Consider the following 20899-nt stretch of genomic DNA (forward strand, 5'->3'; position numbering starts at 1 on the left):
AAAGGAGGGATAAGCATGGGCCTACTCTTCCGCAAGCGGCTTCGACTCGGGAAGTTCCTGTCCCTGAACGTGAGCAAGTCGGGGCTGGGGCTCAGTGTCGGCCCTCCAGGCGCGAAGGTTTCACTCAACCCTAAGCGGGCGAGGCTGCAAGTTGGCATCCCCGGAACCGGCCTTGGCTATCGGCGGGATGTGTCCATGCCGAAGGAGGGAGGGGAGTCATCCGCACCGACACGCCGTCATACTGGCGCTTGGCTGATTGTGGGGTCCTTGGCGCTCGCGATCCTGATCTATCTGCTCTCGGGCTGCGGGTTCGCGGCCTGGCGCGATCAAACGCTCCGTGATGTGGCCGAGGGCCGATGGCATGTGGACCCCGCTCAAGTCCCTCCGAGCGGCGCGGGACCGTCACAGACCACCGAGTTCTACGACGCCAGCGGCCGGCATGTGGGGTATGGCGTGATGAGCGACGGGGCCATGAACCTGTACGGGCTAGAGGGGAGTCGGCTCGGCTCTGGACGCAGGAAGTGAGCGATGCCAGAGGATATGAATAACTGCCCGAATGCGGTTTCTATATCGGCCATGACCCACTGCGATGCGTGAACTGCGGGATGTGCTTTAGGGCTGCACCGCGAGGGAAAGGTGCACGGGTCGGCCGAGTGATCTGGTGCTGGCAACCGTTAGTGTAACCAAAAGGAGGAGCTGTGCTATGAGCAGACCTATTGTGATCGCAGCGGTTCTGGTGTGCGGTATGGTCGGGTTTGGTGCGTTGGCTTTTGGAGGGAGTATCACGGACCTTGATGAGAAAAACGGGTTTCGAGATCTGAAGTGCGGCGATGCTCTTCCCGAAGGGATGCGAATGACGGAGGAGTCCGGCGATGAAAAATATTACACCCGCCAGGAAAGCCTCACCATAGGCGCGGGAACAGTCACTGAGATTGCCTATGGGTTTTATAAGGGCCAACTTGGCGCTGTCCAGATACGTACCAAGGGCCTTATAAACAGTAATGCTGTGCAGCAGGCTTTTGAGGCGGCCTATGGACACCCAACCCAGCCGAATCGATTTCTGGAGCACTATTATTGGCTTGGCGAAAAAGTATCGCTCGCCTTCAAGCAGAATCCAGTGACCAACGATGCCCTCGCGATCATTCTGTGCAAGAGTATCCAAGAGAAGAAAAAACAGGACAATCAAATCAAGGCGCAGAAAGGAAAAGGCGATCTCTAGTGACGCTTTCGCCAGAAGATCGAGAAAGGATTTACGAAGAAGAAAAAGCCAGGAAGGAAGCCCAAGAGCGCCTTAAACAAGAGGAAAATGAGGGACATGATTGGAGGGGGGGAAAATGTGGGGATATAGGCTCATTCTGGCTACCATGCTGTTTTTAGTGTCTGCATGTGGGGTGCAATCGTATCAAGGGCAGTACGTTCCTGTGGGGGTGCCAGAATCTGGGGGTAGGCCAGCCGTGAAGATTCGTGGGGCGGAAAAGAAACAGGTGATTGATGCGCTTATCGCTGACGGGATCGCTCGCGGCTATTCAGTCCGCACAGCATCAGACTATCTGATCGTGTTAGGCCAACCAGCTCAGGGGATGGCAGCGATGGTCCTTTTTGGGACAGGCCATAGCCCGACACCAGAAACCCGCCTACTCTATTCCGTGAGTCAGATCGATGGGGGAATCCTTGTCGTGGGAACGGGTGGAATTGTGAGTAATCCAGGAACCGGACTCGAACACATGACAGATCTCACTGAGGGGCAATTCGCAATGCAAGTCCAGACGCTGTTAGACGGGATCCGTGTAAGACTGGAGAGATGATCTCCCTCACCCTCACCATCTAGCTTCATCTCCAGAGCGGCATGACCCGCGTCGTGATCGGCCACAGCCTGGGCCGTGAGATTTCCGGCCCGGTAGCTGTGCTCGCCAGTGCTACCAAGATTCCCCAGCTAAGCGATCATGCGGAGGGGAAAAATTCAATGGGGGCGAAGCGAAGGGCAAGGGGGGGAGGGGGAGCGTTTGAAAAGTGACGGTATCCCCCTCCGTGTGGCCAAACGCACACGGAGGGGGGCATTCCCTTTAAGCGTAGAGACGCTTGAACGCCAGCAGCGCGTCGTTCAGCCGGGAAAGAAAAGTTTCAGCAGGGGCGGACGCGGCATCGAAGAGGGCCAAGAGGGGGGTCTGCAGTTCGCTCATGATGCGGGTGTATCGGTCGGTTGGGATGGCTTGGGAATCGTACTCCTCGGCTAGACGGCTACAGATATACTGGAGGGCGCCGTAGAGGGCCGGATGTTCTTCGAATCTCAGATCACAGATCGTGAAGATCTTCGTCAGATTCTCTGCGTACAGCCCATCGCAGAGTAGAAAACGGAGGTCTGCGCTCACGGTGCGTCGGTGCGGGCGATCAGCTCTTTGAGCGTCAGGACGGAGGCAAAGGGTACTCCAAGCTGTTCGATCGCCTGCCGCCCGTTGGCTTCTTCGCGGTCGATGATGGCCACAGCCTTGACAACCTGTAAGCCCTCCTCTCGACTCCTGCGAATGGCGTCGATGGTTGACGCGCCACTCGTAATCACGTCGTCAACGATAATGACGCGCTCGCCTGTGCGCACATCCCCCTCGATATACTTTCTCAACCCGTGGCGCTTGGCCTCCTTGCGGACCGCAAAGACCTTCAGGAGCGTGCTCTGGCGGTCTGCGGCATCTGAGACGGCGATGGCGACAGGGATCGCCCCGAGGACCAGTCCTCCGACCGCATCAGCCTGGCAGGTCTGCAGGTGAGTGAAGATGAGATCGCCAACGAGTCGCCGAGTTTCGGGGTAGGATAGGGCTCTCTTGCAATCGATGTAATAGGGACTCAGGATTCCGGAGGCCAACGGGTATTCGGGCGTCGCACTCACATGGAATGAGCCCGTGGTCACAAAGAGGTCCAGGAGTCGCTGTTTGGGAGAAATCAGAAGCCCGGTCATGCCTCCTGTATCTTCCGTGTTCTGCATCTATCGGCCCTCCTGAAACATCTCGTCTGAGGATACTATTCGTAGAGCCTCCAAGCCTGGCTCAGTATTCAGCAGCCCCCCTTCGTGTGTCAAGCGCATTGTCACCGCACCTGAGAGAAAATCGGCGACGGACGTGATCTAGGTCGTTCTGTCAGATTCCGCCGCCTGATAAGGGTGACTACACCCACACCCTGCTACCGACTCGCCCCCCCATTATGCCGAGTATCCCTGAGCAGACCCAGGGCGATTTGATGACCCGGACTTCCCCCCCACTCGGCAACGGAGTAGTCACTATTTGGACACCGAACCCTGCTATGACGACAGAGCGTCTTGCTAACCCATTGAGTCTGTTGGCGTCCCCAACGGGATTCGAACCCGTGTTTCGGCCTTGAAAGGGCCGCGTCCTGGGCCGGCTAGACGATGGGGACATTGAAGAAAACCGGCTCTTTATAGCATAGTTCCGGTTGCGTGGGAAGGGCTGGTTATAAGATTCTGTTGCGGTGGACGATCACCTCTACCCGGCCACGGTCGTTAATGAGAAGGTTCAAGAGACCGCTGATCAGGCTTAACAGGATTGCCCCGAATACCGCAGACCAGAAGCCATGTACCTCGAACCCCTGGATCATCAGTGAGACGAGTTTCAGAAGAGCGGCGTTAAGCAGCGGGATGAACAGTCCCAGCGTTATGATCGTCAGTGGAAGCGTCAAGATCATGATCACAGGCCGTATCACGGCGTTGACCACTCCGAGAAAAAAGGCGGCAGACAACGCAGGCAGGATCCCTCGTACCTCAATACCGGGGATGGCGGTCGATACGATTAAGAGGGCCAGCGCATTAAGAAACAGTCGGATGAGAAATCCCATCAGTGCTCCTCAGGGTTACTTCAACTGAACTCGCCGCGGAGAAATCGTTCGCGCGCATCGAGTCGCATCCGTTTGCCGCTGGTGGTCTTGCTCAGCGTTCCCGGCGCGATCAGCAGCACCTGGTCGAGAACCGTCCCGCCTGCCGGCCGATAGACGTCATCCACTCGAGAGCGGATCTCCCTCGTCAAGGTTTCCCGGAGCGATTCATGACACTGTGGGTCGGTACACTCGACGACTGCCACCACACGCTGGGTTCCGGATCTGACGTCGGTTACGCCGAAGACAACGCTCCGACCGGGTTTGACCCCCTCAACGGTTTCTATGACCTCTTCCAGGGGGGCTGGGGCATAGTTACGGCCACCCTTGATCACGGTCTCCTTCAGCCTGCCGGTAATGTATAGCTCTCCTGATGAGTCGATCATCCCCTCATCGCCGGTGTACAGCCACCGTTGTCCGTCTCGCTCCCGAATCACCTGTGCGGTCGCCTCCGGGTCCCCAAAATAGCCATCCATAAGGCTTGGCCCCGCAACGATTACCTCTCCAAGGCGTCCTGTCGGGAGTTGGTTGCCTTCGCCGTCAATGATTCGGATCTCAAAACCCTGGAGCGGCCGTCCCACAGACACCCATTCCTCGCCCCGCTGCCTGCAGACTTGGTAGGGTGCTGCGAGATCCGGGAAAGAGACGGCGAGCGCCATCTCGGCCAGCCCGTAAACCGGCGACAACGCTTCCCGATGGAGACCGAACTGGCCGAACTCGCGTTGGAACGCTTCCATCGCCTGCACCGTAACCGGTTCAGCGCCGTTCATCAGGATCCGGAGGTGGGAGAGGTCAAGGCGGCTCCCGTGTCCATAAGTCGGGTGTTGCTCAAACCGTCTAGGGGCAATCCGGCACATCCTCGCGAGTCGGCCGATGGCTGAGTTGTTCGCGACCGAGATTGTGGCTCTGAACTGATGGAGTGCCCACATCCAGCGGATTGGATCGCGGGTGAAATCAGTAGGCGACATGAGGTAGGCCTCCATACCAAGGGCCAAGGATCCCAGTGTGACCCCGATGAGCCCCATGTCATGGTAGAGCGGCAACCAGGACACGACTCTGTCATCAGGCCTCGGCTGAATCGCTTCCCCGAACGCCAGAATGTTGGCCATGATCGCTCGATGGCTGAGCATCACACCTTTCTGGATGCCGGTTGACCCGGAAGTGAACTGTATTAGCGCCGTCGCGTTGCCGTCCGGGTTCGGCATCCGAAACTGAGCGGTTCCTCGCAGGAGGTCGGATGCCGCCACAAAAGCAGGCGCCTTGGAAAGAAACCTGGCGGCAGCGTGACACACGGGACCGAACTCTCGTTCGGCGATCACCAGGGCAGGCCTGGAGGTCTGGCAGACGTGGATCTGTTGGTCCACATAACGGCTGAGACGCTGCAGCCTTTCCAATATCGTCATGAGAGGCCGACCGGCCTTCCTTCCTTGCCGCCAGCGGTGGGCGAAAGGCTGTCGTAGGAGCCGATCGATCATCCACTTGGCGGGGGCATACGTATGGGTTGCCGTCACCGCAGCCAGGGTGCGCAGCAGGGCTTTCGGGAGAAGAAGGGGTGGGTAAGTGGGAACCGCCACGGCACCCGCCAGCCAGGTACCGAACAGGGCTTGAAGGATCGGTCGCCCGGTGGGGAGCATGATGAGGACCCGGTCGCCCGGCTGAACTCCTAATTCCTGAAGGAGCGCTGCCACTCGCTCGGCTTCCTGACACAGCATATCGAACTGAACCGGCTTATCGGAATCGGGGTCGCTGAGCAGATAGCACCAAGGCTCATCCATGCGATGTTCCGCTTGATAGCGAACGATCTCGCCGATCGTTTCCGAAACCCTGAGAGCAGCGAACGACGAGGGATCGAGAAGGCAGGGCTTTGAGGAGGACGTTGTCATGGTTACGTATCCACCCAGGGGCCAATGTGAATCCGGCGCTGACAGGTAGTTGATACCCAAGTTGAGGTTTTGAAATGAGGTTGACTAAGCTTGCTTAGCATACTATCCTCGGCTTGGCAAGGAATTGTCACAAGGGAACACACCATGCGACCGCATGGGAAGGGTGGTGATGGTCGCGTTCGATCCTCGTGATTCGCGGCATGGTCATACGTTGACACAGGAACTTGCCGTAGTCCGAAAGATGCTTGGCCGACTTGAAGCGAAACTGCTGGAGAGCGATGCTGATCATTTTCCTAAGGAGGATGATCGGGAGCTTCGGCTTGCGCTACAGCGTATCGGTGACGACCGGTTGACTCAACTGGCGCTGGGCTATGCCGTCTGTGTTCGGGGGCTTACTGCGCCGATGGTATCCCGCGCCTGGATGGGGGAGCTGACGAAGGACGTAGAAGAAGCCCACCGTCTCCTCTTGAGCCGCTTGGAGAGGCTGGAGTACCTGACCCGGTCTCCTGTGGGACGCCTGTGGCTGCGGCTGCAGGCCGGCCTGCGCCGGGTCTTCCGCAAGTCTTCTCATTCACAGCACTTGCCATCGGCCAGGGAAAATGGCAATCGTGGGCAGTTACTCTAAATCGATTATTCCAGCCGGGATAATCACCCGGAAGAAATCAAAGGGACAGAGAAACTGACCTCAGCGGGAACGACATCGGTACGATGATAGGAAAACTGATCCGGTGGCTGATCGTTTTCCCGCTGTTGGGCCTTCTACTCTATGTCGGCTACCCATTCCTCCTGAGAGCGATGGGTCGCTATCTGATGACGGAGGATCGTCTGCAAAAGGCCGAGGCAATTGCGGTCCTGGCAGGAGATGGAGGCGTCGGGCGCACGCTCGAGGCGATCAGGCTCTACCAGGACGGCTATGCGCCGAGGATCATTTTGACCAATCAGCGCTTACCAAAAGGGTACGAGGCGCTGGCACGGCTGGGCATTACCGTCCCGGAAGAGCGGAATATTCAGTGGATGGTCCTCAAGGCGATGCGGGTTCCCGCCACCGTCGTTCTCCAGGTCAGTGAGCGGGCCAATAGTACCGAAAGCGAGATGGTCTACCTCGTACGCCTGCTCAAGGAGCATCGGATAGGAACAGTGATCCTTGTTACGGATAGATCGCACTCAACGCGGGCGAGCAAGATTCTAGCCAGAGTCTCCGGTGGGAGGATTGCGATCATCAGCCGACCCACCCGCTATGATACCTTTGATCCGGAGGGATGGTGGCGTTCTCGCGCTGACGCGAAAGAGGTTGTGTTGGAATATGGGAAGTTGCTCAACTACCTCGTGCAGTCGGCAAGCGCCGGCCTTACCGGCTGGCTGAGAGGTGGAAGTTCTCAGGTCGTTCCGGCCGAGGTCACCTTTTGACTGCCGGGCTTCCAGTTCTGATCTCTGCGAGGGGTTAAACCGTTATGGATGGAGGAACACGGCATGCAAGAGAAGCGAGGGATGCTTGACACGATTTGGGGGGCGCTGGGATCGAATAGCCCGGAGCCAACGCGACAGGCTCCAACGATGGAGATGTCGACGACTGCTTTTGTCGTCGGCGAGAAGATTCAGATTCGTGGGGATCTGACCGGCGAAGGCGACATTCAGCTTATGGGTGGGTTTCACGGGACTATTGATCTCACAGGAACGGTGATGATCGGGGAGGCGGCCCAAGTGGAGGCCGACATTGCTGCGACCAACATCATTGTTGGCGGCCACGTGAAGGGCAATCTGATCGCGAGTGGACGGGTTGATCTCCTGCCGACCGGCAGTGTGACGGGTAACGTGAAGACCGGTAGCATCGCCGCCGCAGAGGGCGCCTCCTTGAAGGGTGAGATTGAGATCAATCGCCGTCAGACGCTTAGTCAGATAGAACCAGATAGAGAATGATCGGATCGGTTCAACCTAGCCCGAGAAGTTCGGTTGCTATTAGACCTTGCCAGCAGACGTGATGAGGAGGACCTATGGCCCTTATGCGATTTGATAAATTCACCTTTAAGGCGCAGGAGGCGATCCAGCAGGCCCAGAAGCTGGCCGAGGAACGGGAGCATCAGGCGATTGACGTCGAGCACCTGTTGCTGGCGCTGGTAGATCAGGCGGAAGGGGTGGTCCAGCCGATCCTGAGAAAGGTGGGGGCCGACCCCGGCCAGGTTGCCTCACGTCTCATAGAGGAACTCAAGCGGCTTCCCAGGGTTTCCGGCTTACCTCAAGGGCAGGTCCACATCACGCCGCGTCTTGAAAAGGTGCTGAGTGCCGCGCTGTCCGAGGCGGAACGCCTGAAGGATGAGTATGTCAGCACCGAGCATCTGCTTCTGGCGATCTCCGACGCTGGCGGCGGTGGTGTCGGAAAAGTTCTGCGCGAGATTGGGATTACAAAAGATAGAATCTACGCAGCCTTGCAGGAGGTCCGCGGCAGTCAGCGCGTGACCGATCAAGCCCCGGAGCAGAAGTACCAGGCACTGGAACGGTACGCCCGCGATCTGACCGATCTCGCGAGAAAGGGAAAATTGGACCCGGTCATCGGTCGAGATGATGAGATCCGTCGAGTGGTCCAGGTCCTGGCGCGTCGGACCAAAAATAACCCGGTCCTGATCGGCGAGCCGGGCGTGGGCAAGACCGCGATCGTGGAAGGGCTGGCGCAGCGGATCGTTAATGGGGATGTGCCGGAGTCGCTGAAGAATAAGCGCGTATTGGCGCTGGATATCGGCGCACTGGTGGCCGGGAGCAAGTACCGTGGCGAGTTCGAGGACCGGCTGAAGGCGGTCCTTCGCGAGGTCACCGAGCAGGAGGGGCAGATCGTCCTCTTTATTGACGAACTGCATACCCTCGTTGGGGCCGGCGCCGCCGAAGGGGCTATGGACGCTTCGAACATGCTCAAACCGGCGCTGGCCAGAGGTGAGCTTCGGTGCGTGGGGGCCACGACACTGGACGAGTACCGCAAGCGAGTGGAGAAGGACGCCGCCCTTGAGCGGCGCTTCCAGCCGGTCGTGGTCGGCGAGCCGTCGGTAGAGGACACCATCTCGATCCTCCGCGGGCTGAAAGAGCGGTACGAGGTACACCACGGCGTGAGGATCAAAGACTCGGCGCTGGTGGCGGCTGCTATCTTGAGTAACCGGTATATCACCGACCGGTTCCTGCCGGATAAGGCGATTGACCTGATCGATGAGGCGGCGTCTCGCCTGCGGATGGAGATCGACAGTATGCCGACGGAACTGGATGAACTCAGTCGGCGAACACGACAGATCGAGGTCGAGTACCACGCCCTGAAGAAGGAGACCGATCCGGAGTCGCAGGAACGGCTCACGCGTCTGGCAGACGAACTCGCGGAGATTCGGATTAAGGAGGAACGTCTCAAGGTCCGCTGGGAGCAGGAGAAGGGATTCATCCAGAGGATCAGAAGCCTCAAGGAGCGGATCGAGGCGGCGAAGGTGCAGGAGCAGATGGCGGAGCGGCAGGGCGATCTGGGAAAGGTCGCCGAACTTCGCTATGGCCTGGTCACGTCGCTGCAAAAGGAGCTGGAAAGCGAAAAGCGCGGTCTGGAGCAGGTCCAGCAGGGTGGCGCCATGCTCAAGGAGGAGGTGGACGAGGAAGACGTTGCTCAGGTCGTCTCCAAGTGGACCGGGGTTCCGGTCTCCAGGATGCTGGAAGGCGAGACCCAGAAGCTCCTGGCCATGGAGGAGAAGCTCAGGGAGCGAGTGGTGGGGCAGTACGAGGCGATCAGCGCCGTGAGTGACGCGATCCGTCGCGCCCGCTCGGGGCTTCAGGATCCGAATCGGCCGATCGGCTCCTTCATCTTCCTGGGACCGACCGGCGTGGGGAAGACCGAGCTGGCCAGGGCGCTAGCTGAGTTTCTGTTCGACGACGAGCGGGCGATGGTCCGCCTGGACATGAGCGAGTACATGGAGAAGCATACCGTTTCCCGCCTCATCGGCGCGCCGCCGGGCTACGTCGGATTCGAGGAGGGTGGACAGCTCACTGAGGCCGTCCGGCGTCGCCCATATTCCGTCCTGCTCCTGGACGAGATCGAAAAGGCCCATACCGATGTCTTCAATATCCTGCTGCAGATTCTGGATGATGGACGGCTGACCGATGGGCAGGGGCGGACCGTGGACTTCAAGAACACGATCATCATCATGACCAGCAACCTGGGCAGTCAGGTTATTCAGGAATTGGGCGGCCGAGATGATGAGGAGATGCGACGACAGGTGATGGAAGCCGTGAGAGCCCATTTTCGGCCGGAGTTCCTGAACCGGGTGGACGAGATGCTGATCTTCCACACCCTCTCGCTGGCTCAAATCAAGCAGATTGTAGAGCTTCAGCTCAAGCGGGTGGGAAAGCGCCTTGCGGAGCGCAAACTCGATCTTGAAGTGACGGAGCCGGCTAAAGAGTTCCTGGCTAAGGAAGGGTACGATCCGGTGTTTGGGGCGCGGCCGTTGAAGCGGGCCATTCAGCGAGTGCTACTGGACCCCTTGGCCCGCCGCCTACTTGAGCATGAGTTTGCCGAAGGCGATACCGTGAAAGTTGATGCGGCTCGCGGTGAGTTGATCCTCAGCAAGGATTAGCAGAAGCGTATTGAGTGACATGCCATCGTTGCAAAAGTTCCTCGTGTCATTGCGAGGCGAAGCCGAAGCAATCTCACAGTCTTTCAAGACAACAGTGGTGAGATTGCCACGCTCCTGTTGGTCGCTCGCAATGGCAATCTAAAGGGGAGAGGTAGGGGGCAGATGGCGCCGGTTGCCTACATCGAGCAGATTGGGCGACTCTACGCGAACGAGCCGCCCTACCGGTGGACGGTTAACCTGACGAGTCCGTGGACCCCAATGGTCAAGCCGGTCCGCGAGTGTCGGATCGCCTTGATCAGCTCCGGGGGGATCTACCACAAGAGCCAGGAGCCGTTCAATCCTGTCAAGAACGATTTGACGTTTCGGGAGATCCCGAAAACAGCCGATCTGGCCGACCTGAAAATCTCGCACTATTCCAAGAACGCCAGGGACGTTAAAGACCTCAATACGATCTTTCCCCTCGAGCGGTTCAGGGAGTTAGGGGCTCAAGGGCGCATCGGCGAGCTGGCCTCTTTCGCCTTCACCTTCATGGGACGGATCTTCACGCGGACGCGGCTCCAGAAGGAGATGGCGCCGTATCTCATCGGACGGTTGCGGGACCTCCAGGTCGATGCGGTCTTCCTGGTCCCGGTCTGACAACTGTGCCACCAGTCCGTGGGACTGTTCGCCCGCGCCATTGAAGAGGCCGACATTCCTACCGTCATGCTGTCTGCCGCCCTTGATATCACCTCCTCCGTCAAACCGCCCCGCGCCGTCTTCGTGAACTTTCCGCTCGGTCACCAAGCCGGTAAGCCCTTTGATCCGGAGGGGCAGACCCGAATCCTGCTCGACGCGCTGCATCTGCTCGAAACGGCGACTACTCCGGGTACCCTCGTCCAGCTTCCCTACAAGTGGGACGAAAGCGATCCGCTGGATTCATGGGAAGAGGAAGAGATGCTCCATCCTTCGCTGATGTGACCCACCTTTTTCGTCTTCTTGCACCAACGCGCGCTGCGTTGATGGGACGCGGTCCGCTAGTCCAGCTAGTCGCAACCGTAAAGGATAACTCAGGCAAGAAGCTCATTTTTATGCTGGGGAATTCTATCGTTTGCATTCCCGATATGTGGTATGAAGTAAGTGAAATGAGTGCCCGACACAAGCAGGAGTGTAGCGTGCCACCTGTCCTGGTAGCCTTGGACCCCGTGGTACAAGCCTTCGCGTCTGAACTGCGTGCCCGACTCCGTCACCGCATCCGCCGGATCGTACTCTTCGGATCGAGGGCCAGAGGTGAGGCTCGTGACGATTCAGACTACGATATCCTGGTGGTTGTGGACCAACGGAGTCCAGAAGTTCGCCCTCTCATCCTTGAGATTGAAACCGCATTGCTGGACGACTACGGGGCGCTGGTCGCCACAGTCCTACGTACGGAGGCGGAATGGGACCGCGCTCAAGGACTGCCGCTGGCCCGCAATGTCGCCCTGGAGGGAATAACCGTATGAAGGCTGAACTGGCCACCCTCCTGGCCCAGGCGGAGGAGAAACTGCGAGCGGCTAAGCTGCTCTTGCAAGGGAGGGCATGGGGTGATGCCTCTTCCAGGGCCTACTACGCAGCGTTTCACGCGGTGAGCGCCGCGCTCCTGTCCAAAGAGGAGACATACTCAAGTCACGCGCAAGTGCTTGGCCGATTCAACAAAGCGTTTGTTCATCAGGGGGTGTTCCCAAAAGAGTTCACGACGTTGCTCACCCGGCTTTACGAAGACCGGCAAGCAGGCGATTACGAGACCGCCCTGGGCGTAACAGAAGAGGATGCCACACGAGACGTTGCGGATGCCCAACGCATTCTGGAGGCGGTGCGCCAGTTCCTCTCTTCCCAGGAACCGGGGTGAAGCGTTCGTTTCGCTTCTCCGGCCTATAACCCCCATGGAGCAACTAACGGAAGGACTCGTCTATTCAGCTTCCCTACAAGTGGGGCGAGTGCGATCCACTGGACTCGTGGGAAGAGGAAGAGATGCTTCACCCGTCGTTGTTGTAACCCACCTAGAATTAGATCAGCCGGCTTCTGAGGTAGGCGCTGAGGGAATCGACGGCCGTGACGATCAGGTAGATTGCGAAAATCAAGGTCAACAGCCGGTGCTCTAAGAAGAGGCTGATGGCGATCTGGATCTGTTGGCCCAGTCCCCCGGCCCCCACGTACCCGAGGATCACCGCCTCTCGGATGTTCACCTCCCAGCGGTACAGGGTGTAGGCGACGCATTCCGGCAGAACCTGGGGGAGGATGCCGTAGAACAGAATCTGCAGTCGGCTGGCGCCGGTCGCCTGTAACGCCTCAATTGGCTGGATTTCGACGTTTTCCATCACCTCTCCAAACAGCCTCCCCAGGACGCCGCCCGTATGAATTCCCAGAGCGAGCATCCCTGGGAATGGGCCGAGGCCGATTGCGAAGACCAGGATCAGCGCCCAGACAAGATGGGGGATGGTTCGAAGGAGATTAAGAGCGGCCTTGGCACTGAGGTACAGGATGGTCCGGAGCGCTCGAGCCCACGGACGGTGCCGCTCCATCTCAAATAGCAGCCCGGTGAACATAAGATTACGACTGGAGAAAAAGACCAGGCCGAAAGCGATCACGATCGCTAGGATCGTCCCGAGAAACGACATGGCGAAGGTCTCGAGAATCCAGTAGCCGGCCTTAAGCAGGAAGTCTTTGGATAGATCAGGCGGAAAGAGCTTCTTGGTGTAGGTCAGGATCTGGACTGCACTCTCGCCGCCTAGAAGGCCGCGTAGCGAGAACTCCGTTCCCACATAGCTCCAGACTATGAGGGCGAGGAAGCCTGCCAGGAATATCAGATTGGGGGTGGAGAGAAGATCGCGCCTCTTCGCTTCCGCAAGAGCCGAGGCCTGCGTAGGAGTGTGTGCCATCAACCGCGCTCCCGGCCAAGAATCGCGCCTCTCACCCTCGCGCTCAAGGCATCAACCCCCGCCACCATCACGAACAGGATGGCGATCAGGGTGGTGACCTGGTTAAAATTAAACATCCGCATTGAGATCTCAAGCTGCTGGCCGATCCCCCCCGCACCCACGAAACCCAAAATCGCCGATGCTCGAATAGCACACTCCCAACGATACAGGGTGTAGGACACCAGATTCGGCAAGGACTGTGGCAACAGGCCATAGAGAAGGATGGTGAGCCGCGAGGCCCCAGTCGCCTGGAGCGCTTCCAGAGGCCCAGGATTCACATGCTCCAGGATCTCCGAGTAGACCTTCCCCAGCATTCCCGCGTAGGAGATCGCAATGGCCAGGACACCGGGGAACGGTCCCAGTCCGACGGCTCGGACAAACATGAAGGCCCACACGAATTCAGGGATGGTCCGGAATAGGCTGAGGAGCGCCCTGGCCAGCAAATATGATCCCCTGTGGAGCATTGCTCGCGGGCGAGAGCCGGCCAGCTCTCGTTCGTACAGAATGCCTTTGAAGGTGAGCGAGCTTGTGGCAAGGAGGCCAAGGGGAAAGCCGAGGACTACGGCGATGACGGTTCCCATCAGGGAGATCTGAATAGTTTCCAGGATCGGGCGACCCAGCAGACTCAGGAAGTTCCAGGATAGGTCTGGAGGGAACATGCCCATGACGAACTTCCAGATGTTCCGGCGTCCCTCAGACTCGAAGAGCAGCAGTGGCTTCACCTGGGCAAGCTTATAGCTTCCCAGGAACGTCAGAACAAACAGGACGGAACAGACGATCTGGAAGGTAGAGAAGCGCCTAGCTGGTAAGGTGAGGCTGGCAGGAGTAGAGGGAACGTTGCTCTGCACGGATGGGGGCCTCCTCTTCGGCTGCCTCGGTCTGACTTCCGGCGTATAGCGCTGCCAGATGGTCATCTGTCACCGCTGGGGCGGCCAGATCGAACGACGTCTTTCCATCCTTTAGCCCGATCACTCGGGGGAAATGGGCCAGCGCCAGATCAACACTGTGGAGGTTCATGATGAGGGTTTTGCGGGTCGTCTGGCTCAGCTCGATCAGCAACTTGACGATTCCGGCGGCCAGTGCGGGATCCACTGAAGAGACCGGCTCGTCGGCCAGGATCACCTCTGGATTCTGTACCAGCAGGCGGGCAATGGCGACCCGCTGCTGCTGGCCGCCTGACAGGGTCTCGGTCCTGTCGTACAGCTTGTCGGCGATGCCGACCTGTCTGAGCGCTGTAGAGGCGAGATTGACCTCCGTCGGTCGGATCAGGGATCGCACTGCCTGCCAGATTGGCCAAGTCCCGAGTTTGCCAGCAAGCACATTGTGAATAACCTGCAAGCGAGGGATCAGATTGTGTTGCTGGTAGATCGTTCCGATCCGGCGTCGGACCTCTCGCAACCGCCGTCCGGACAAGTGGCTGATGTCCAGTCCATCGAACGACAGGCTGCCAGAGGTTGGAGGGATCGTGAGATTCAACATCCGGAACAGGGTCGTCTTGCCGGCCCCGCTTGGGCCGATCAAGGCCACCCGCTCGCCCTGGTGGATCTTCAGATCAAGCTCGTCTACGGCGACGATCCGGCCGGCGAATACCTTGGAGACTCGATCAAGCAGATACATGAGTTCCCATGGCGCTACTGAAGCAGCCCGGCGGCGATCGCTGCCTCTTCGGCCGGCTTGAACTGCTCGACCTTGACGCGGACGTATCCCTTCGTTCGCTGAAGGTCCATCAATGTTCTATCCGCGGGATTGTTATAGTTCAGCTTGGTGAAAGCAGTGGCAATCTTTTCTACGAGGGCGCTGTCCAGATCGCCCCGTACGGTCCAGACATAGTCGATGTAAGGGGGTGTCGTCCAAAAGACCTGCACCTTGTTTGGATCGACCTTCTTGGCCTGAACGAGCTTATCCCACACCGCTTCGTTTAAGGCTCCGGCGTCCACCTTTCCGCTCTCCACCCACAAGACCGTGGCGTCATGAGCCCCGCTGAAGCTGAATTTGGCGAAGTCTTTTTCTGGGTCGATGCCTTTCTGCAGCAGGAAATAGCGTGGCATGAGGTGACCTGATGTCGAGCTGACACTTCCAAACGAGAAGGTCTTGCCCTTCAAGTCAGTCAGGGCCTTGATACCGGTTTCCGGCCTGGTGATAAATTTGCTGTGAAAGCGCAGGTCCTCCTCCCGGCTCACCACCGGAATCGCATTGCCGGTCCGCCTCCGAGCTTGGACAAAGGTGAACCCACCATACCAGACCAAGTCGAGTTTCTTGGCCGCCAGGGCTTCGACGGTCGCGGCGTAGTCCACTACGGGATAATATCTGACCGGGATGCCCAGCTCTTTACTCAGATATTCAGCGAAGGGCGCGTAGATCCGCATCAACTCAGTGGGATTCTCGTCCGGGATAGCCGAAACCCGTAGCTCCTTCGGTGTTTCAGACCAGGCAGGACTGAGTAATCCGAGGCTTACCACTATAGCTACCACACTTGATAAGCCGACATAAATCCATCGACGACCCATGGGATTCCCTATGGCTGAAGGTGCTCTCTATTATGTCAGAGAGGTATGAAACAGGGCACAATTTCTCTTTTACACTAACGGCTTATATCCAATAAGTCAAATTGGAAAATCCTATTGGATTGACTCAGCGTATCGGCCTGTTGTCCTGGAGTAACCGCTCTGACTGAGTGCTGAACGCAATGTTCTGCGAACAGGGGAGATTGAGGCAGGATAAGAAAAAAGAGCCTCTCCGATCTTCAGGGGGGGTCAAATCGGAGAGGCTAGGGGAAGCGCGTCGCAAGAAGGATTCAGGATGGACGGGCTACTTCGTGGCCTTCTTGATATCCTCCCAAAGAGCGCCTGTCGCCGTCCCGACAGCGCCACCCACTACGGCTCCGGTGAGTGGACTGCCGGCCATGGCGCCGAACGCCGCGCCACCGGCCGCGCCGATGGCGCCGCCGCTCAAGGCACGCTGTTGGCGCGTCGACATCCCGGCGCACCCGGTGGTCAGCGCGAGCACCAGTACACCTAACGCAATCCGTTTAGACATTGCTCCGCTCATCTGGCCTGCCTCCTTTTGTCGTGTTGTCGAGACAGCACTCGCCTTTTTATTTTTGCTTTCTATTGAACAAATATTCAAGAACTCATTGATTTTGAGAGGTTTTGGCAATAATCTCGTAATCCCGGCCCGCGCTACGATCTCAGGGTCAAGCACAGAAGAGTCGCCTGTGATAAGGATGATAGGGGTAACGGCATCGGACCTCCGGATAAAAGCAGCCGTCTCGAGGCCGGTCATTCCAGGCATCCGGTAGTCCATCAGGATGAGATCGAAGGGACCATAGCACAAGGCATCCAAGCCGGCCAGACCGTCTTGGGCGGTCCGCACGTCGTAACCTGCCGTTTCAAGAAGGTCGGTCAGGAGTTCCCTGAAGGTTGGATCGTCATCCACGACGAGGACCTTCTGTCTTGCATCATCTAATTCTCGTGCGCCCACTGTCTCATCTCCTTGCCTTCGCAAGAGGTAAAAGGCAAGCGGCATGCCAGGAATCCGACTTCGATCCAGAAAACGTATAATCCATATAAATACAGTGAGTTATATCTTTGTGTCTGACATACGTTCACTTCTATCGTTTTTCGCAGGGTGTATGAACTGTGAGGTTGGCGAGTAATTTTTTCACTAGCGATGGGACAGAGGGGTGCGAAAAGGGGGGGCAGGCCAGCACAAGAGTGTAATTGTTACCGGTTAATGAACCGCTTTGGAAAGGTCGTCTGAAAGGACCTGGGCCTTCTGAGCTAAATTTTTCGCCTGCTGGAAGTCCTTGTTTGTAACCGCCTCCCTGATCTGTGTGAGAAAGCTCTGGATGGTGTGGTAGGTCTCCGATTGGTCGGCCTTCAGCTTCTGCCGATCGATCGACAGCAGGGTCCGCTCGACTCCTTCGACCATAGCATGAACCTCCTCCGTCAGTCGTGTCTCGCTCTCGGCGTCTACCTGAGGCGACAAGCGTGGTGTTGGTGCCTCCGGACGCGCGGGGGCGTGGGGCGTCGCCGGACGCGCGGGGGCGTGGGGCGTCGCCGGACGCGCGGGGGCGTGGGGCGGAGGGGTTGACTTGAAGAGTGCCTCAATCTCGGCGCAGCCGGCCGCGAGAAAAAGACTCAGCAATATGACAATTGTGCGCGACGTCATCACCGGGATGTCTGCACCCTCACTTAAGCAGCAGCAAAGGAGACCGTCATCGTGGTCCCTTGGCCCACCTTTGAGCCCACCTTAATGGTCCCTCCATGCATCTGGACGATCCGGTACACTAACGAAAGGCCGATCCCATTCCCGTCCGGCTTGGTAGTGTAGTAGAGACGGAATATTTTGTCGAGGTCTTCAGCGGGGATCCCTATTCCTTGATCGATCACGTGTGCGCGAATCACGCCGTCGATGGCCTGGTCTGTCGCGAGGGTCACTGTGCCACCGTCAGGCATCGCCTGACACGCGTTAAGGACCAGATTAAGAAAGGCTTGCTGGAGCAACTCCGGGTCGCCATTGATCGGAGGAAGTCCGTCGTCAAGCCGAAAGGCGAATGTGATCCGACCTGCCGTCTCTTGCGCGTTAGTCGTTTGAGCGACCTTCTGGAGCAGCCCGTTCAGGTCCAGGGGCTTAAGCTGAAGCGTCTGGGGACGGACAAAACGAAGAAAGCCTTGTACGACACGATCAAGACGGTGAACCTCTCCACCGAGTAATTCCAGGCTCTTGGCTATCTCTTTGGGGGGATCGTTCAGCTTCTGTTTCAACAGCTCCAAATGGATGATCATGGCGTTTAAAGGGTTCTTGACTTCGTGGGCCACACCTGACGTGAGCTTCCCAAGTTCCGCGAGCTTCTGGGAGTAGTCTACGAGCGACTGAATTTGTCGGAGCGGTTCAGTATTCGTAAGAATAACCATGCCTCCGACCACGTCGCCCTGGTCCAGCACAGGATAGGCGGAGGCCAAGACATCCAGGGGAGCGTCGCGATCGCCCGGCACCTGAAGGGAGAGGTGCTTCACCGGCGAGCGTCGTCGGAAGACCTCACCCACTGCCGCTGCCAGAGGATGGGTGTCGCCCAGGATCTTTTGCAATGATTGACCGGCCGCGTTCATAAGAGGACAGGCGAGGAGAGCCTCGGCTACCGGATTGGCGAAGATGACTGCCTGCTCTCTGTTCAGCAGGATGATGGCGTCTTCGAGGCAGTGCACGATCCCTTCCAACCTGGCCTTTTCGCTCATGAGGGAGGACCGGTCCTCCTGAATCTGGCGTCCCAAGAGGTTGAGTTTTGTCGCAATCTGTCCTACCTCATCGTCGCGGATGGACGCAAAAGCCGTGTCAAACTCGCCACGCGCCATCCGATCAACTCCTTGAGCAATCTGACGTAACGGCACCACGACGAGGTTTGAGAGAGTAAAGGCGACGACCCAGGCGAGCGGGAAAGCGAGTACCGCCAGCACCAGGCTTCGCCGAACAGCGGCAGAGAGTTCTCGCCAGAGGAGGCTTCCGGCCAGCCCGAGTCGGACCGCCCCGAAAGGCCGGTCGTTAAGACTGAGCGGCAGCGTGGTCTCAAACACTTGGTGCTGGTGGGCCAATACGCCGATCTGCTGCAGAGGGTTCATCTGTAGCAACTGCTCGATTTGCTGACGTGGGAGCGCTAGGTGTCCTTCGCGGGATCGCTCGCTGTCCACCAGAATCCTGTCAGAGTGATCGGTGATCATCGCATATACCAGGTGCGGGGAATAGCCGATGCTGGCATCGAGCAGCGCGCGAAGCTCACGGTCATGGCGCAGCGCAACCTCAGGACGGCTCCCGCGTGACCTGGCGACTGCCCGAGTGGCACCGGAGAATATCTGCTGGGCCTGAAGGGTGCCCTTTTCTGCCGCATCCTGCAGCACCAGGCGGGTTGTCGTGGAAAGGTGAACGATTGAGGCAACTGAGACGATCAGGAAGACCAGCAGGCTGATACCGAGGATTTGCTTACCCCGGATGCCGAGAGTCATCTGCTCTTATTCCCGTGCGGTCGCCGAGGAAGAAGTCTCTTCCCGATAGCGGGCCAACTTATTGTGCAGTGTCTTCAGGCTGATCCCGAGGATCTCGGCGGCCCGGGTTTTGTTCTGGTTCGTGCGTTCCAGCGTTGTGAGAATCAAGGCCTTTTCTGCAGCTTCAATGGTGATCCCGACAGGGATGTTGAGATCCGAAGTCGGCCCACGACGCTGACTGGGGAAATTGGGCGGCAGATCGGTTGAGGTGATTAAGTTTCCGTGGGCCACAAGGACGGCCCGCTCCAGCACATTCCGAAGCTCCCGGACGTTGCCGGGCCAATCGTGCTCGGTCAGGAGGGCTAGCGCGTCTGCGTCCACGCTTTGGACGGCTCTGCCGTATTTGTCATTGAACTCCTCAAGGAGCGCTCGGATAAGGAGGGGGAGGTCTTCCCGCCGCTCCCGCAAGGGGGGGAGGTGGATACTGAACACGTTCAACCGGTAGTAGAGGTCCTCGCGGATAAGGCCATCCTGGACCGCTTGTGCCGGATCCTTATTTGTTGCGGCCACCACCCGGACATCCACGCGGATCTCTTTGCTTCCGCTCAAGCGGCGAAAGGCCCCCTCTTGGAGGATCCGAAGGAACTTGGCCTGGGTGGAGACCTTCATCTCCGCGACCTCATCAAGAAAGATGGTCCCGCCTTCCGCCAGTTCAAAGCATCCCAGCCTCCGTTCGGTAGCGCCTGTAAAGGCCCCTTTCTCGTGACCGAAGATCTCACTCTCCAGCAGTGTCTCCGGAATAGCAGCGCAGTTGATCGGGACGAAGGGGCCGTGCTTGCGGGGAGAGAGATCGTGAATCGTCCGGGCTGCCAGCTCTTTTCCGGTGCCACTCCCTCCCCAGATCAAGACCGGCGCGGTGCTGGGCGCTGCCAATTCAAGCAGCCGGTAAACCTCCCGCATGGCTGGCGTGTCGCCAACCAGCGGGCCGAACCGGCCCAAGTGACGCACCTGGTGACGCAGTAGCCTGACCTCCTTCAACACCGCCCCGCGCTCGAGGGCTTTCTCTACAAGGACTCGGAGCCGTCCGATATCGACCGGCTTGGTAAGGTAATCGTAGGCTCCTTCTTGCATCGCTTGGACGGCGGTCTCGATGGTCCCCTGTCCGGTCAGAATGATCAGGGAGGGGAGGGTCGCATCGGTCTTGAGGGTGCGGAGGAGGGCGATGCCGTCCATCTTCGGCATGACGAGATCAGCGATAATCAGAGACGGCTGAAGTTCAGACGCCTTCTCCAGAGCCTCCTGACCGTCAGCCGCGGCAGTGACCGCGTATCCCCAGCCGGCGAGAAGCTCCTGCAGTCCCGCTCTTGAGGCAGGTTCGTCTTCTGCAATTAAGATCTTTGCTTTTGCCATTGTGATCCTGAGATGAGATGAGATGAGATGTCTTCAACGCTACCGTATCATAGGAGCTTTCGTCGATTTTGTGAAGCATCGTTCATCACCGCGCTTGAAAACCTTTGCAACCCTGTGGTAATGTGCGATATCAAAATGCGAAGCAGAGGCAGGCTCACAATCAGCACGCTCTTGGAACGATTCTGGATCTGGTTATTGGCGCTTTCCGTCATGATCCTGGCGAGCTGCGC

General features: G+C 58.3%; 24 protein-coding genes, 1 tRNA gene and 1 pseudogene. 11 read left to right on the plus strand and 15 right to left on the minus strand.

Annotated elements, in window-relative coordinates:
• Positions 1-15: 15 nt before the first annotated feature.
• From KGL31_07555 to KGL31_07565, 3 genes are all read left to right on the plus strand, one after another.
• Complete coding sequence (locus KGL31_07555; protein MDE2321758.1) at positions 16-525, plus strand: DUF4236 domain-containing protein; 510 nt, start codon at positions 16-18, stop codon at positions 523-525.
• A 193-nt stretch (positions 526-718) separates the two neighbouring features.
• On the plus strand, positions 719-1219 hold the full coding sequence (locus tag KGL31_07560; GenBank protein ID MDE2321759.1) for a hypothetical protein: 501 nt from the start codon (positions 719-721) through the stop codon (positions 1217-1219).
• A 235-nt stretch (positions 1220-1454) separates the two neighbouring features.
• A complete protein-coding gene (locus KGL31_07565; GenBank protein MDE2321760.1) occupies positions 1455-1805 on the plus strand; it encodes a hypothetical protein in 351 nt (116 codons plus the stop codon).
• A gap of 258 nt (positions 1806-2063) precedes the next feature.
• Here KGL31_07565 and KGL31_07570 read toward each other — a convergent pair whose 3' ends face one another.
• From KGL31_07570 to KGL31_07590, 5 genes are all read right to left on the minus strand, one after another.
• Positions 2064-2369 carry a hypothetical protein gene (locus KGL31_07570; protein MDE2321761.1) on the minus strand — a complete coding sequence of 102 codons (306 nt, stop codon included), beginning with the start codon at positions 2367-2369 and terminating at the stop codon, positions 2064-2066.
• On the minus strand, positions 2366-2977 hold the full coding sequence (gene pyrE / locus KGL31_07575) for an orotate phosphoribosyltransferase (protein MDE2321762.1): 612 nt from the start codon (positions 2975-2977) through the stop codon (positions 2366-2368). Before pyrE ends, KGL31_07570 begins: the two co-directional genes overlap by 4 nt.
• 351 nt (positions 2978-3328) lie before the next feature.
• Positions 3329-3405: transfer RNA gene (locus KGL31_07580), tRNA-Glu, on the minus strand.
• A gap of 54 nt (positions 3406-3459) precedes the next feature.
• Positions 3460-3840 carry a phage holin family protein gene (locus tag KGL31_07585; protein MDE2321763.1) on the minus strand — a complete coding sequence of 127 codons (381 nt, stop codon included), beginning with the start codon at positions 3838-3840 and terminating at the stop codon, positions 3460-3462.
• A 20-nt stretch (positions 3841-3860) separates the two neighbouring features.
• Positions 3861-5759 (minus strand): AMP-binding protein, encoded by a 1899-nt coding sequence (locus KGL31_07590; protein ID MDE2321764.1) that lies wholly within the window; start codon positions 5757-5759, stop codon positions 3861-3863.
• 169 nt (positions 5760-5928) lie between these two features.
• On the opposite strand from KGL31_07590, the gene KGL31_07595 reads away from it, so the two are divergent.
• The 8 genes from KGL31_07595 (at position 5929) to KGL31_07630 (ending at position 12212) form a co-directional block, all read left to right on the plus strand.
• Positions 5929-6384, plus strand: coding sequence for a hypothetical protein (locus KGL31_07595; protein ID MDE2321765.1), 456 nt, complete (start codon positions 5929-5931; stop codon positions 6382-6384).
• A gap of 83 nt (positions 6385-6467) precedes the next feature.
• Positions 6468-7166: a YdcF family protein gene (locus KGL31_07600; GenBank protein ID MDE2321766.1), complete on the plus strand. Its 699-nt coding sequence runs from the start codon at positions 6468-6470 to the stop codon at positions 7164-7166.
• A 63-nt stretch (positions 7167-7229) separates the two neighbouring features.
• Positions 7230-7676 carry a polymer-forming cytoskeletal protein gene (locus KGL31_07605; protein ID MDE2321767.1) on the plus strand — a complete coding sequence of 149 codons (447 nt, stop codon included), beginning with the start codon at positions 7230-7232 and terminating at the stop codon, positions 7674-7676.
• 83 nt (positions 7677-7759) lie between these two features.
• Positions 7760-10348 (plus strand): ATP-dependent chaperone ClpB, encoded by a 2589-nt coding sequence (clpB, locus tag KGL31_07610; GenBank protein ID MDE2321768.1) that lies wholly within the window; start codon positions 7760-7762, stop codon positions 10346-10348.
• A 162-nt stretch (positions 10349-10510) separates the two neighbouring features.
• On the plus strand, positions 10511-10984 hold the full coding sequence (locus KGL31_07615) for a hypothetical protein (GenBank protein ID MDE2321769.1): 474 nt from the start codon (positions 10511-10513) through the stop codon (positions 10982-10984).
• An 18-nt stretch (positions 10985-11002) separates the two neighbouring features.
• Positions 11003-11305 carry a hypothetical protein gene (locus KGL31_07620; protein MDE2321770.1) on the plus strand — a complete coding sequence of 101 codons (303 nt, stop codon included), beginning with the start codon at positions 11003-11005 and terminating at the stop codon, positions 11303-11305.
• A gap of 164 nt (positions 11306-11469) precedes the next feature.
• Positions 11470-11826: a nucleotidyltransferase domain-containing protein gene (locus KGL31_07625; GenBank protein MDE2321771.1), complete on the plus strand. Its 357-nt coding sequence runs from the start codon at positions 11470-11472 to the stop codon at positions 11824-11826.
• Positions 11823-12212, plus strand: a complete 390-nt coding sequence (locus KGL31_07630) for a HEPN domain-containing protein (protein ID MDE2321772.1) — start codon at positions 11823-11825, stop codon at positions 12210-12212. The genes KGL31_07625 and KGL31_07630 overlap by 4 nt, the downstream gene beginning before the upstream one ends.
• Positions 12213-12369: 157 nt before the next feature.
• Here KGL31_07630 and phnE (KGL31_07635) read toward each other — a convergent pair whose 3' ends face one another.
• The 10 genes and pseudogenes from phnE (KGL31_07635) to KGL31_07680 form a co-directional block, all read right to left on the minus strand.
• A complete protein-coding gene (phnE, locus tag KGL31_07635) occupies positions 12370-13242 on the minus strand; it encodes a phosphonate ABC transporter, permease protein PhnE (protein MDE2321773.1) in 873 nt (290 codons plus the stop codon).
• A complete protein-coding gene (phnE, locus tag KGL31_07640) occupies positions 13242-14129 on the minus strand; it encodes a phosphonate ABC transporter, permease protein PhnE (protein ID MDE2321774.1) in 888 nt (295 codons plus the stop codon). The genes phnE (KGL31_07635) and phnE (KGL31_07640) overlap by 1 nt, the downstream gene beginning before the upstream one ends.
• Positions 14080-14898 (minus strand): phosphonate ABC transporter ATP-binding protein, encoded by an 819-nt coding sequence (locus KGL31_07645; GenBank protein MDE2321775.1) that lies wholly within the window; start codon positions 14896-14898, stop codon positions 14080-14082. The genes phnE (KGL31_07640) and KGL31_07645 overlap by 50 nt, the downstream gene beginning before the upstream one ends.
• Before the next feature lie 14 nt (positions 14899-14912).
• Positions 14913-15788 (minus strand): putative selenate ABC transporter substrate-binding protein, encoded by an 876-nt coding sequence (locus KGL31_07650; GenBank protein MDE2321776.1) that lies wholly within the window; start codon positions 15786-15788, stop codon positions 14913-14915.
• A 301-nt stretch (positions 15789-16089) separates the two neighbouring features.
• A complete protein-coding gene (locus KGL31_07655; GenBank protein ID MDE2321777.1) occupies positions 16090-16317 on the minus strand; it encodes a hypothetical protein in 228 nt (75 codons plus the stop codon).
• 87 nt (positions 16318-16404) lie between these two features.
• Positions 16405-16761: pseudogene (locus KGL31_07660) on the minus strand (response regulator).
• 249 nt (positions 16762-17010) lie between these two features.
• Positions 17011-17451: a hypothetical protein gene (locus tag KGL31_07665; protein ID MDE2321778.1), complete on the minus strand. Its 441-nt coding sequence runs from the start codon at positions 17449-17451 to the stop codon at positions 17011-17013.
• Positions 17452-17474: 23 nt separating this feature from the next.
• Positions 17475-19280, minus strand: coding sequence for a HAMP domain-containing protein (locus tag KGL31_07670; GenBank protein ID MDE2321779.1), 1806 nt, complete (start codon positions 19278-19280; stop codon positions 17475-17477).
• 6 nt (positions 19281-19286) lie between these two features.
• On the minus strand, positions 19287-20669 hold the full coding sequence (locus KGL31_07675; GenBank protein MDE2321780.1) for a sigma-54-dependent Fis family transcriptional regulator: 1383 nt from the start codon (positions 20667-20669) through the stop codon (positions 19287-19289).
• A gap of 47 nt (positions 20670-20716) precedes the next feature.
• On the minus strand, positions 20717-20899 hold a 183-nt coding region (locus KGL31_07680), incomplete at its 5' end, for a hypothetical protein (GenBank protein ID MDE2321781.1).

The sequence above is a fragment of the Candidatus Methylomirabilota bacterium genome, assembly GCA_028870115.1.
GTDB lineage: Bacteria > Methylomirabilota > Methylomirabilia > Methylomirabilales > Methylomirabilaceae > Methylomirabilis.